Annotated in this window: 14 protein-coding genes; 5 read left to right on the plus strand and 9 right to left on the minus strand. The window is 35.6% G+C overall.

Annotated elements, in window-relative coordinates; genetic code table 11:
* Positions 1 to 29 precede the first annotated feature (29 nt).
* Together yjbM and ACX9YW_RS07115 are read right to left on the minus strand one after the other, a co-directional pair.
* The gene (yjbM, locus tag ACX9YW_RS07110) at positions 30 to 650 is read right to left on the minus strand and encodes a GTP diphosphokinase (RefSeq protein WP_460343987.1); all 621 of its coding nucleotides are present in this window, start codon (positions 648 to 650) and stop codon (positions 30 to 32) included.
* Positions 651 to 706: 56 nt separating this feature from the next.
* The gene (locus ACX9YW_RS07115; protein WP_460343990.1) at positions 707 to 1075 is read right to left on the minus strand and encodes a UPF0738 family protein; all 369 of its coding nucleotides are present in this window, start codon (positions 1073 to 1075) and stop codon (positions 707 to 709) included.
* 129 nt (positions 1076 to 1204) lie between these two features.
* Between ACX9YW_RS07115 and ACX9YW_RS07120 the strand changes: the two genes are divergently transcribed.
* The 4 genes from ACX9YW_RS07120 (at position 1205) to ACX9YW_RS23890 (ending at position 3644) form a co-directional block, all read left to right on the plus strand.
* Positions 1205 to 1804, plus strand: a complete 600-nt coding sequence (locus ACX9YW_RS07120; protein WP_460343993.1) for a CYTH domain-containing protein — start codon at positions 1205 to 1207, stop codon at positions 1802 to 1804.
* A 153-nt stretch (positions 1805 to 1957) separates the two neighbouring features.
* On the plus strand, positions 1958 to 2353 hold the full coding sequence (locus ACX9YW_RS07125; RefSeq protein WP_460343996.1) for a globin domain-containing protein: 396 nt from the start codon (positions 1958 to 1960) through the stop codon (positions 2351 to 2353).
* Positions 2350 to 3207, plus strand: a complete 858-nt coding sequence (locus tag ACX9YW_RS07130; RefSeq protein WP_460343999.1) for a ClpXP adapter SpxH family protein — start codon at positions 2350 to 2352, stop codon at positions 3205 to 3207. Before ACX9YW_RS07125 ends, ACX9YW_RS07130 begins: the two co-directional genes overlap by 4 nt.
* Before the next feature lie 284 nt (positions 3208 to 3491).
* Positions 3492 to 3644, plus strand: coding sequence for a hypothetical protein (locus ACX9YW_RS23890; RefSeq protein WP_495994927.1), 153 nt, complete (start codon positions 3492 to 3494; stop codon positions 3642 to 3644).
* A gap of 39 nt (positions 3645 to 3683) precedes the next feature.
* Here the strand turns inward: ACX9YW_RS23890 and pepF are convergent, their stop codons facing one another.
* From pepF to spxA, 5 genes are all read right to left on the minus strand, one after another.
* Positions 3684 to 5501 (minus strand): oligoendopeptidase F, encoded by a 1818-nt coding sequence (gene pepF / locus ACX9YW_RS07135; RefSeq protein WP_460344001.1) that lies wholly within the window; start codon positions 5499 to 5501, stop codon positions 3684 to 3686.
* 124 nt (positions 5502 to 5625) lie between these two features.
* Entirely contained in the window at positions 5626 to 6822 is a 1197-nt protein-coding gene (locus ACX9YW_RS07140) for a competence protein CoiA (protein ID WP_460344004.1), read from the minus strand.
* Between the two features lie 103 nt (positions 6823 to 6925).
* Complete coding sequence (gene cls, locus ACX9YW_RS07145; protein ID WP_460344007.1) at positions 6926 to 8437, minus strand: cardiolipin synthase; 1512 nt, start codon at positions 8435 to 8437, stop codon at positions 6926 to 6928.
* An 89-nt stretch (positions 8438 to 8526) separates the two neighbouring features.
* A complete protein-coding gene (gene mecA, locus ACX9YW_RS07150) occupies positions 8527 to 9201 on the minus strand; it encodes an adaptor protein MecA (protein ID WP_460344634.1) in 675 nt (224 codons plus the stop codon).
* A 317-nt stretch (positions 9202 to 9518) separates the two neighbouring features.
* Complete coding sequence (gene spxA, locus ACX9YW_RS07155) at positions 9519 to 9914, minus strand: transcriptional regulator SpxA (protein ID WP_460344010.1); 396 nt, start codon at positions 9912 to 9914, stop codon at positions 9519 to 9521.
* 400 nt (positions 9915 to 10314) lie between these two features.
* Here spxA and ACX9YW_RS07160 point away from each other — a divergent pair, with 400 nt between their 5' ends.
* On the plus strand, positions 10315 to 10503 hold the full coding sequence (locus ACX9YW_RS07160; RefSeq protein ID WP_460344013.1) for a hypothetical protein: 189 nt from the start codon (positions 10315 to 10317) through the stop codon (positions 10501 to 10503).
* 251 nt (positions 10504 to 10754) lie between these two features.
* On the opposite strand, the gene ACX9YW_RS07165 is transcribed toward ACX9YW_RS07160, so the two are convergent.
* Both ACX9YW_RS07165 and ACX9YW_RS07170 read right to left on the minus strand, forming a co-directional pair.
* On the minus strand, positions 10755 to 11690 hold the full coding sequence (locus ACX9YW_RS07165; protein ID WP_460344016.1) for an ABC transporter ATP-binding protein: 936 nt from the start codon (positions 11688 to 11690) through the stop codon (positions 10755 to 10757).
* A gap of 1 nt (position 11691) precedes the next feature.
* Complete coding sequence (locus ACX9YW_RS07170; protein WP_460344019.1) at positions 11692 to 12759, minus strand: ABC transporter ATP-binding protein; 1068 nt, start codon at positions 12757 to 12759, stop codon at positions 11692 to 11694.
* Between the last annotated feature and the right edge of the window lie 6 nt (positions 12760 to 12765).

Raw genomic sequence — 12765 nt, forward strand, 5'->3', positions numbered from 1 at the left:
GTTAACTCCTCATATCAAATTTCTCGGTCTTATGTATCTCTTTTCTGAGTAAAAAAAGCCTGGGCCTCTTGAATCTCACCGCGAATTTGCGACATCTCTTCATCTAATTGAAATGCAGCCTCTGCAGCTCGTATTAGCCTCATTTTAATTTCTTCAGGGAACTGTCCCTTATATTTATAGTTTAAGGAATGCTCAATTGTTGCCCAAAAATTCATCGCTAATGTCCGAATTTGAATTTCGACGAGAATTTTTTTCTCCCCATGGATGGTTTGAACTGGGTATAAAATAACCATATGATAAGAACGATAGCCACTCTTTTTCCCGTTGGATAAGTAATCTCGTTCTTCAACAACTGTAAAATCATTGCGATTACGCAATAATCTAACCACAGTATGAATGTCATCAACAAACTGACACATCATCCGCAGGCCAGCGATATCTTGCATTTCTTCTTCTAAACGATCTAAAGCAATCCCCTTTTGCTGTGCTTTATCAAGGATGCTTGCAATCGGCTTGACACGCCCAGTCACAAACTCTATCGGGCTGTGACTAGTGCCCATTTCAAATTGAGTACGCATCCCTTTAAATTTAATCTTTAACTCTTCAACAGCCTGTTTATAAGGTGCTAAAAAGTACTCCCAATTTTGCATAAAATGATCACCTCACCTGTATCCTCTCACGTTTCTATAGGATGACCATGAAAAGGTTAAAAAGAACTTTCGACTTTTTCAACCATTTCTTCACCATAATTACTATTTCCTTTAATATTCTCTATAAGGTATTTCAATTCTTCGAGAAACATAGGTAACAATAGTTGTGCCTTATCATTTGATGATAAGTAAACAGAAAGATTATCTTCTAGCCCTCTTTTTAACGTCTCCCATAGCTCCTTATGCAAAGCTATGTATGTATATTCGTTTTCCGCTTCTACTATATAAATAAATGACAATTGGTCCGAATCGACTAGCATTTGCTCCTTAGCGGACATATCTTTAACAGATAAATTCGAATCAATATGTAATAATAAATGATTACCCTCGATTTTTGCCGATGAAACTGGAATCTTTTTCTTCATAACTTATAACCTCCATCTTTGTGTTTATTTTACCATATCGGCAACATTTCTAACAAAATCAACCTACTTAACTAGTCTGTTTTTTATCTAGAGAAAACGTGGTACACTTTTTTAGAAAGGATGATTACTTTGTCTCAGGAACTTGAAATTGAATTTAAGAATTTATTAACTAAATTAGAATATGAAAAAATAAAAACACATTTTCAATTAGACAATTCACAGTTTTTATTACAAGTAAATCACTATTTTGATACGCCAACCTTTTCATTAAAAGAAAAGCATTCAGCATTAAGAATTCGTAAAAAAGCGGATGATTTCGAGTTAACTTTAAAGCAGCCCGCAAGTGTTGGACTATTGGAAACCAACCAGATTTTGACGGCTGAACAAGCCCATTTAGCCATAACTGAAAATATCATTCCGGACGGAGAAATTATTCAACTTATACATTCTCTGAAAATTGACAGTAATACATTACGTTTTTTCGGTACCTTATCCACTATTCGGGCAGAATGGGAATATCGAAGTGGGCTACTAGTATTAGACCGAAGCTATTATTTGAATACAGAAGACTATGAATTGGAATATGAAGTAATTGATTTTGAAGAAGGTCAAAAAAACTTTATCGAACTACTGTCATCAATGGAGATTCCTGTCCGAAAAACAGAAAATAAAATCAAACGTTTTTATAAAAAAAAATATCAAGAGCTTAATCAAGATCAAACTGTCTGAATCTTACAGGCAGTTTTTTTGTTTTCTCCAGCATTTATGATTATGATAAGGATATAAGTTACACAAATAGTTCTGTTGAATCGATTTGTTTGAGTAAACTATAACCCATTGATAAAATGGTATCTAATACAATCATTAAAGGAGTTTGCAGGCATGATTGATAATACGCTCACCCCATTTGAAGTAATCGGGGAGGAAAAATTACATCGACTTGTCGATGCCTTTTATTCTAGGGTTAGCAAGGACCCTGATTTAGCTCCGATTTTTCCATCTGGATTCAGCGAAATTGCCAGAAAACAAAAGCAGTTTTTGACTCAATATTTAGGTGGACCACCGCTTTATTCTAACGAACATGGTCATCCGATGATGCGGGCTAGACATCTACCTTTTGAAGTTACTCCAAAACGCGCGAAAGCTTGGTTAGCTTGTATGGCTAGTGCAATGGATGAAGTTGAATTAACCGGCCCATTAAGAGATGAATTTTATCATCGATTAGTGCTTACTGCCCAACATATGATTAATACACCTGACGAAGGTGAAGAAGAGTGAACATAATTCAGTCGAATTGTCCATACAATACTGACAAAAAACCAATTGAAATTTATTATTTTATCGATCCACTCTGTCCTGAATGTTGGGCATTAGAACCAATCATGAAAAAATTAATGATGGAATATGGGAAGTATTTTTCCGTTCGCCATGTCATCAGTGGCCGGATCACGTCACTAAATTTTTCTAAAAAGAAAAACTATGAAAGCCTAGCAGAACATTGGGAAAAAACAGCCAGTCGTACGGGAATGTCTTGTGATGGTGATTTGTGGATTGAAAACCCTATATCATCCCCTTACATTGCCTCCATAGCGATTAAGGCAGCTGAGCTTCAAGGAAGAAGAGCCGGAATTAGGTTTTTACGTAAACTTCAGGAGGTATTGTTTTTAGATAAACAAAATATTTCTACTTTTGAAGTACTTACTAACACTGCTAAAAGTGCAGAGCTTGATATTGAAGAATTTATTACCGACATCCATTCAGAAAGTGCGGCTAAGGCTTTTCAATGCGATTTAAAAATTACGAACGAAATGGAAGTAGATGAGATACCAACACTGGTGTTCTTTAATGAAAATGCCGAGGATGAGGGTATTAAGATTACCGGATTTTATCCATATGAAATCTATGTTCAAATTATCATGGAAATTTTAGAGGATATACCGGTTCCAACAACTCCACCACCATTAGAAACGTTTTTGAAGCATTTTAAACTTGTCGCTTCAAAAGAAATTTCAGTCGTTTATAATATGTCTATCCAACAAGTAGAACGGGAAATGAAAAAACTTATGTTAAAACAAATCGTTGAATCCGTTCCCGCCAAATACGGTACGTTTTGGAGATATATCGATCAATAAAAAAGACCTTAGCAAATTTCTTTGCCAAGGTCTTTTTCTATAATTATACGAACAAAGGGGATGGGAGAAATTCTTCACGGTCAAACAAAGGGGTATATGTTTGTTTGTGATTAACTTCACATCAATAATATATCATGGACAAATAGATCAGACAATAAGTTTGTGCCTTATTTCACAATTTTGTCAAAAAGTGAGCATGTTTGACCACTTTTCTAAATATACTTCAAAGAAAGTGTAGTTAATCTAGGAGGGAGATAGCCTTGAGGTTTATTGTGTTACCCATTATGATCCTTTTAATCGTTGTATCCTTCGGCCTCCAGATTTTAGGATTAATGAATATTATTCCTCTCACGATAAGCTCTTTCATATTATTTCTTACCTTTTTTGTTATCGTCTCCATACTTAACGGACGTAATCAATTTCGAGGGTTTAAGTAAAGCAAAAGGAACCATTTATCCTGGTTCCTTTTCACGTTTTTAGGATAATAGGCTTTCCATTTCGTTAAGTTTCTCTTCAAATACTTTACATGCATCAGCAATTGGTTGTTTACTTGTCATATCAACTCCGGCTTTCTTTAACACTTCGATTGGATAATCGGAGCTTCCGGCACTTAAAAATTCAATATAACGTTTAACTGCTGGTTCGCCTTCTTCTAGGATTTGCTTGCTTAACGCTGTTGCAGCACTAAAGCCTGTTGCATATTGGTACACATAATAATTATAGTAAAAATGTGGAATACGCGCCCATTCCAAACCAATTTGTTCGTCAATGATAATGTCGCCGCCACCAAAATATTTCTTATTTAAATCATAATACATTTCAGTTAAGGAGTCTGCTGTTAAAGCTTCTTGATTTTGTGCCTTTTGGTGAATGGTATGTTCAAACTCAGCAAACATCGTTTGACGGAATACAGTACCGCGGAATCCTTCTAAATAATGATTTAATAAATATAACCGTTTCTGTTCGTCATCAATCGTTTTTAATAAATAGTCATTTAATAAAGCCTCATTACAGGTTGATGCCACCTCTGCAACGAAAATGGAATAATCACCATAAGGATATGGTTGGTTTTTTCTTGTATAATAGCTATGAACCGAATGCCCAAACTCATGAGCCAAAGTAAATAGATTATTCACATTGTCTTGCCAGTTCATTAAAATATAAGGGTTGGTACCATAAGTACCCGATGAATAGGCTCCGCTTCGCTTACCTTTATTTTCATGAACATCAACCCAGCGATTTTCAAATCCTTCTTTAAGGACATTGACATAATCTACGCCAAGTGGCGCCAAACCTTTTAAAATCAACTCTTTTGCTTCGTTATAAGTAACTTCCATTTTCACATTTTTTACAAGTGGTGTATAAAGATCATACATATGTAGTTCTTCTACACCAAGTACTTTTTTGCGCAATTTTACATAACGCTGCAATAGGTGAAGATTATCATTAACTGTATTTACTAGGTTGTCGTAAACGGTCTCTGGAATATTATTATTAGCTAACGCAGCAGCTCTTGCAGAACTGTAATTACGTATTCTGGCATTGAAATTATCCTTTTTAACATTACCACTAAGCGTACTAGCAAACGTGTTTCGGAACTTCCCATAGGTATCATAGACAGCTTTAAAAGCATCATGACGAACACGCTGATTCTCATTTTCTAATAGACGGCCATAGCGACCATGTGTAACTTCGACTTCTTCGCCATTTTCATCCTTTATCGTTGGGAATTCTATATCGGCATTGTTCAACATACCAAAAGTCGTACTGGCGCTGGCCATCACTTCACCCGCTTCTGCCAACAATGCCTCTTCCTTGGCACTTAAGACATGGGGGCGCTGAAGATTAATTTCTTCCAAAGCATGCTCATAAAGCTTTAATTCCGTTTTCTCATTTAAAAAGCCTTGAATTATCTCTTCTTCCACCGAAAGGATTTCCGGAACAATATAGGCTAGAGCGCTTGCCGCTTGCGAATAAAGATTTTTGATACGGTCATCCAATCCCTGATATAAAGAATTAGTCGTATCTTGGTCATAACGCATGTGCGCATATGTATATAACTTGCTTATACGTTCAAGCAAATGGTCCTGATTTTGCAGTGCTTCGTATAAGTTATCTGCACTCTCACTTAATTTACCTTCAAACTTTTTCATTTCGGGAATAAGGCCTTTAACAGCCTGGAATTCTTGTTCCCAAGTTTCATCTGTTGCAAAAATGTCTTCTAATCTCCAGGTATCATCCGCGGCAATTTCACTTCGCGCAGGTAGCGATTTAACTTTTGTTTCACTTGTCATCTTATACCCTCCTACTGTTTCGCCTAGCGAAAATCTCTTTAATCATATTCGACTTAAATTTAAAAATTCCTTCCATAATTTCAGAATAGGTCACTCACTATTCTATTATGCCCAAAATCAGCCTTCATTTTTGACGAATCACTTGAGGAAAATTTTTAATATAGGTCTGCTCCATTATCTGAGATTCCTCGATGGACATAGGTATCTCCAATGTCTTAGCTAATATAAATGTATTTTCGTCAATCATCGTTAATACACCGACATGAACTAAATAGTAACAAAATTGAGAAACGGCTATAGATGGCTGAACCTGTCCAATCAAAGGCAATGGTCTTATTTGAATTTGCTTAAGATGTTGTCTCTTTAAAAATGCCTGGTAAATTTCTTGAAAAGAAATGAAACAACCTGCCTTTTTTTTCAACAAAACATCAATAAGTATATAGGTTTGCCAAATGAATGGTGGAGTTAATATACAAGGACTTTTTTCAACAGGAAAACCAAGATAAGGTGGTAAGGTTAGTAAATTGAGGTGATTTTGATATAAAGAAATTAGGAATGGATTCTGATAGGCTCCCAGATAACGAATCAACTTTGTTTTCCAACGATTCAGCTCTTTTATCCAAGTTTCGGCTTTTACTATCATAGTTTTGGGGGAGTTTAATAACTGGTGCAAATCCATTTTATCTAAACTGATAATTCGTTGATCTGACAAGGCATTGCGAATGGTGATGGGTTGGATGGAATAATGTAAAATAAATTTTTGGGCATTCGAACAATAAAAGGGAATCATCCATGTTTTATTCAACGTTTCGCGAAGAAAGGAATAATGAAAATCGGAAAAAGTGGTAATTGAAGAAGTTTTTCTGGTAAGTTGGTTCGCGCCTAATATCCAAATAGGTGTATAGCCGTTCAACTGATACCCTTTTGTACGCTTGCTTAATGTGGATTCATTAATGGCAGAACATTGGAGTTCTAATGTGTACTTTTCGCTCGAATGAGTAAACATGATATCGGCACGTTGTTTTAATGCGGAATCGTAAAATTCTAATACTGGGTTTAGACTTTGCTTTTTAAGCCATTGATATAGCTGGATTTTACCATTCAGATGGTAGTCCGACTCTCCCTTATGTTCAAACTGGCAATTACTTGCTTTTAAATGGGAAAAATGAAAAATCCGTTTTTCTCCTAATTTTAAGATGACTTTTTCATGGCAATAAGGACAATAAAACAAACCCTGTTCTCTAAGTAATAGCAAGTTTCGTTTCTCCCAACTATCCCCTAGACATATTCTTTCACCACTATTCATGATTGCGGTAAGCAACTTGAGAAACCTCCTTAACATAAATTAATTCTATAATTCTCCTTTGGTTTATGACATTCCTGCACAGAAATAAAAAAATTCCTACCATCTCAAGGCAGGAATTTTATAAAAGTGGGGAAAGAAGTCTAGCAGTAGATTCAAAAATTCGTAAACCAATAGAACGTTTCTTGAATTCTTCATAATTAATTTCTTTTGAACTTTTTAAGTCCTTCAAATAGTCATTCACTAGCTTCTCTGTGCTCCTAGTCCGGTAAAGGAACGCATTTACTTCGAAATTTAAGTGAAAGCTTCGCATATCCATATTTGAAGTACCTATTGAGGCAATTTCACCGTCAACAAGTACTATCTTACTATGCATAAATCCACGCTCATATTCATAAATCTTTACTCCCGCTTCCATTAATTCAGGGAAATAAGAGCGTGACGCATGGAAAACAATGCGTTTATCTGGTCGCTTAGGCACTAAAATACGGATATCAATTCCACTCAGTGCTGCCACCTTGATTGCTGAAAAAATATCGTCATCAGGAATAAAGTATGGGGAGGCAATCCAAACGGATTTTTCTGCTGATGTAATCATCGAAAAGAAAATATTTTTAATGACGCTATACTCATTATCTGGTCCTCCAGCTATAAGCTGTACACCGCCATGAATATTTTCTTCCAAAACGGGAGATAAATACTCTGCAGTTAAAAAACTGTGATTTGTCATGTAGTACCAATCCTGCAAAAATATCAATTGAAGAGATCGAACGGCTTCCCCTCTCAGCATTAAATGGGTGTCGCGCCAGAAACCAAATTGTTTACTCCTCCCCAAATACTCATCGCCGATATTAAGTCCACCGACAAAACCAACTGCTCCATCAATAACAATGATTTTTCGATGATTCCGGAAATTAAATTTATTGTTTAAGAAAGGCAATTTAACCGGACCAAATGGAATCATACTAACACCTTCACTATTTAATTCATTAATGTAGTCCTTTGATAGTTTCCATGAACCTACGGCATCGTATAAGAATCTAATCTTTACCCCTTCACGAGCCTTTTGGATTAATAATGATTTGATTTCTTGACCTAGGGCATCATCACGGACAATATAATATTCAAGATGTATATGATGGGTTGCCTTTTTCATTTCCTTCAAAATATGCCGATAGGTTTCAGACCCATTTGTTAATGTTTTTGTATAAGTTCCGAATGAAATTGGGCTATTGCCTAACCTTTGCGCAAGTGCAAACAACCGTTTCTGATGATCACCCATTCTTTCAATCTTTTCTTCACTTTTTGGATCCGTTTCCCCTTCGACCTTAAGAAAAGCTTGCTTGTCCAGAAAATATTTTTTTCGAAAGATTCGTTCCTTTCGGTAATTGCGCCCAAAAAGGAGATAAAAGAAGAACCCGACCAACGGAAAGCTTCCTAAAACGACAAGCCATGTAATGGTTTGAGCCGGGTGACGATTTTCTAAGAAAATAACGAAACCAATAAAAATAACAGACAAAGTCATTAAAATACTTGTATAACTAAAGAATATATGACCGAAATAATCCTTAAAAAAAACTCCAGCAAGTGAGAAAATAAAAATAAATAAGATAATCCTAACCGTATTTTTCAATGATTTTAGCACCTACCATCAACAATCAATCATAAAGCACTAAACATAAGATAGAAAAAAGACCGATTTCAACCATTGAAATCGGCATTTTAATTAGAAAAGTGTGTTCTTATCATTTCAAAAACATTTTCTGTAATAATTTCTTTTCCGTATTCCTCGACCCGATGGATTGTCACTTGTGATTCATTTCCATACTCTAACAAAATACTCAAGAAATTATCAATCTCCTCTTCAGTGAAGAGTTCTTCGTCAAATTCCACATATAAATAATACTTATTTTCAAATGAAAATAATCTTGTGTTAATGTCATCTAAACCAGGACGTTTTGATAAGGAGATGACGTCTTCAAAATCCTTAAAGTAGAGCATGAACTCTAGAGGTTCCTCCAATAAATCAAGTTCATCATCAAAATCATCCTTGCTTGAATTAAACTGCTGATCTAGAAGCTCTTCAATTCGTTCATCTACAGGAAAATCCTTCATTTTTTCTGGAATTGGTAAATCAAATCGTTGACCATCCTTACCTAGTTGCGCCCGGGTAACTAATACCTCTAAACCTTTATCTAACGCATGAACTTGAATCCAAAGTGGACCTTCAACTTCAAACTCTTCCTCTTGATGAACCTCATCCATCATTTCCCAGAAAAGCTCCTCACTTCGTTCACGATTGTACCAAATTTCTTCACGGTCGAAGCCTCTTTCTTCTATATCAACATACGAAATATAAAATTTAACCGTATTTTCATTAATTCTTTCTATTTCCATCATACACTCTCCCTTCTGGCATATGATTGAAGGAATCATAATATCCTTAGTTTCATCATAAAGCATTAATGGATATTCTATACCTTGTACTCTCATTTTATGACAAATTCAGAAATATGGGAAATGAAAATGCTTAAAACTAAAAAATCCTCATTTGCCCAATAGAAAAGGGGAAGCCTGATTAGCGGTACTGATTAACATCCCTTTTATGCGAATTTAAGTATTAAATTATTATATCAATAATTTCATAAATAAACAATTTTCATATCAAAATAAAAAACCTTCAATGGTTCTAAACATCGAAGGTTTTCTCATTATTAATTGACAAGGCGTTGAGCTTCAAGTAATTGAAAAGTACGTACTTTTCTTGGTAAAAATCTTCTAATCTCATCTTCATTATATCCAACCTGCAAACGCTTTTCGTCAAGAATGATGGGACGTCTTAAAAGGCCTGGGTTTTGCTTAATTAATTCAAAAAGCTCTTGTAAAGGCATATTCTCAACGTTTACATCTAATTTTTGAAACGTTTTAGATCTTGTTGAAATAATTTCATCTGTTCCATCTTCAGTCATTCGCAAAATTTCTTTTATCTCTTCGATTGATAGTGGTTCAGCAAATATATTTCTTTCTGAGTATGGTATTTCATGTTCATCAAGCCAGCTTTTCGCTTTTCTACAAGATGTGCAACTTGGTGAAGTATATAACGTTACCATTTCCTTCACTCCTTTAAAATAAATCTATGGCAATAATTTCTTGATAAGATACAAATTAAAATAACTTTAAATAAGTAATTTATATCAATTATTATACACCAGTCATTTCTAAAAAGGTATAACTTTTTAATAGGAAGTAAGAACCACTAATTATACTTAGAAATTCTTCCTACCATATTAGACGATCTTACTGACAAAAAGGTTTCATTTAATTTTAAATTTTTTTTACCCATTTTTTAAGTGTATTCTTTTCTCAATTAATCCCCCTGAAATGAAAACGCTTACTTTTATTTAGATGTTTTTGTTGTTTTAACAATTTACCCCTTTCTTTACTGACGAAGTTCTTTTAAAATAAAGATGGGATGCTTTTTATTAGGTTTAAATAATGGAGGTAATAAACATGCTTGTTGAATACATAATTGACTTAACGATTGTGGCGCTTTTAATTATTGGCATCACCGCTTTTATGGGTGTAATCCCTAACAGCATCGGATTAAAATTATTTGGCGGTAAAACAAAAAATGAATTTGTAGAAAAGTCTGCAAGTGTACAATCAGGCTGGAAACAAGTTGGCGGCAATAAAAAATAAATTTTTTTCAGAACTAACCTTGTTGGGTTAGTTCTTTTTTATAACGGCTATGTTAAGCATACATTGTTGCTTTTCGCATAAGTTCTTTCAACCGTATTATAATTTTTTCGTGGGCAACTTTTCGTAATATAGTATGCGAAAATTGCCTGGAAACACTGCAAATCAGAGATATAGTGCCCCGTTATCAACAAAAGTTACGAAAAAGAGCCTTTATGAAACAAAAAACGACCCACAAAAGGATCGTTTTTTGTTTAGCTTATATATTGATCTTTGTATTGTTTAAACTCTTTCACAGAACAATAGACAAAGTGCCCTGGAGCCACTTCGCGCATTTCAATTTTTTCGCCGTCTTCATAGTTATGAACACTTGGGTCATAAGAAATTCTTCTTCTGGTCCGTTCCGATTCTGGATCTGGAAGTGGTATCGCAGACAATAAAGACTGGGTATATGGATGTAGTGGATTTCGATAAAGTGTATCAGCAGGAGCAAGCTCCACCAACTTCCCAAAATACATTACACCAATGCGATCACTAATATATTTTACCATTGACAAGTCATGAGCAATAAATAGATAGGTTAATCCTTTTTCACGTTGAAGCTTTTTCATTAGGTTGACAACCTGAGCCTGAATCGAAACGTCAAGTGCAGAGATTGGCTCATCGGCAATAATAAATTCTGGTTGAACAGCTAATGCTCGTGCTATTCCTATCCGTTGTCTTTGTCCACCGGAGAACTCGTGTGGATAACGGCTTGCATGTTCCTTATTAAGACCAACCGTCTGTAATAGGGCATATACTTGATTCATGCGTTCTTCTTTTGTTTTAGCTAGACCATGGATATCGATACCCTCGGCAATAATATCGGCAACCGTCATCCTTGGGTTCAATGATGCATATGGGTCTTGGAAAATCATTTGCATTTTTCTGTTAAACTTTTTAAGCTCGGCCTTTGATTTTTTCCCATGGACATTTTCCCCATTAAATAAAACCTGTCCATCAGTGGCATCGTAAAGCCGGATAATCGTTCTTCCTGTTGTGGATTTACCACAACCAGATTCTCCTACAAGACCTAAAGTTTCCCCTCGGTAAATATCGAATGAAACTCCATCTACCGCCTTAACCATATTGGGACGACCAACATTAAAATGCTGCTTTAAATTTTTAATTTCTAATAATTTTTCTGCCACTTTATTTCCCCCCCTCTAAAAGAACTGGTGTTTCAAAAGTGGAGGATAGTTTACGTATCCTTTTCTTAACTGAATCAGGTGGCTCAACCTTTGGTGCATCCGGATGAAGCAACCAAGTTTTAGCAAAATGTGTTTCTGAAACTTGGAACCATGGCGGCTCTTCCTCAAAATCAATTGCTAAAGCATATGGATTTCTCGCTGCAAAAGGGTCCCCTTTAGGCGGATTCGTTAAATCTGGTGGAGTACCAGGAATCGCTGCTAGTTCAGATTTATCATCATTATCTAAACTTGGCATAGAAGCAAGGAGTCCCCAAGTATATGGATGACGAGGGTCATAGAATATTTCATCCACTGTACCTGTCTCAACAACTTGACCACCATACATAACAGCTACCCGATCTGCAACGTTTGCGACAACACCTAAGTCATGGGTAATAAAAATGATGGATGTATCCATCTTTGATTGTAGGTCTTTCATTAACTCCAGTATTTGAGCCTGTATCGTAACATCCAAAGCTGTCGTTGGTTCGTCAGCAATCAATAGTTTCGGGTTTGCTGCTAAGGCAATTGCAATCATCGCTCGTTGTCTCATTCCACCTGAAAATTCATGAGGATATTGGTTTACTCGTCTTTCTGGCATCGGAATACCTACTAAGCGAAGCATTTCGATTGCACGTTCTTTTGCAGCTGCCGTCGACATATTTTGATGCTTAATAAGACCTTCCATAATTTGACGGCCAATTTTCATGGTTGGATTTAAAGAGGTCATCGGATCCTGGAAAATCATACTAATTTCTTTCCCGCGAATCGACTCCATTTCCTTGTCTGTCATTGAAACGATATCTTTACCTTCAAAGAGAATCTGTCCATTTTTAATTTTTCCAGGAGGCATTGGTATAAGCTTCATAATCGTTTGTGTCGTAACAGATTTACCTGACCCAGATTCCCCTACAATGGCTAGCGTTTCCCCTTTGTATAGGTCAAAATTGACATTGCGGACAGCTTGAACCTCCCCACCATAGGTTTGGAATGAGACAGATAAATTTTTGACTTCTAGAATTTTTTCCATACTCTC

The organism is Pseudoneobacillus rhizolycopersici, assembly GCF_054786815.1.

Coding starts and splice junctions, on each gene's coding strand:
- ACX9YW_RS07160 (WP_460344013.1), top strand. CDS start 10,315: ATGCTTGTTGAATACATAATTGACTTAACGATTGTGGCGCTTTTAATT.
- pepF (WP_460344001.1), bottom strand. CDS start 5,501: ATGACAAGTGAAACAAAAGTTAAATCGCTACCTGCGCGAAGTGAAATT.
- yjbM (WP_460343987.1), bottom strand. CDS start 650: ATGCAAAATTGGGAGTACTTTTTAGCACCTTATAAACAGGCTGTTGAA.
- ACX9YW_RS07115 (WP_460343990.1), bottom strand. CDS start 1,075: ATGAAGAAAAAGATTCCAGTTTCATCGGCAAAAATCGAGGGTAATCAT.
- mecA (WP_460344634.1), bottom strand. CDS start 9,201: ATGGAAATAGAAAGAATTAATGAAAATACGGTTAAATTTTATATTTCG.
- ACX9YW_RS07170 (WP_460344019.1), bottom strand. CDS start 12,759: ATGGAAAAAATTCTAGAAGTCAAAAATTTATCTGTCTCATTCCAAACC.
- ACX9YW_RS07125 (WP_460343996.1), top strand. CDS start 1,958: ATGATTGATAATACGCTCACCCCATTTGAAGTAATCGGGGAGGAAAAA.
- spxA (WP_460344010.1), bottom strand. CDS start 9,914: ATGGTAACGTTATATACTTCACCAAGTTGCACATCTTGTAGAAAAGCG.
- ACX9YW_RS23890 (WP_495994927.1), top strand. CDS start 3,492: ATGATCCTTTTAATCGTTGTATCCTTCGGCCTCCAGATTTTAGGATTA.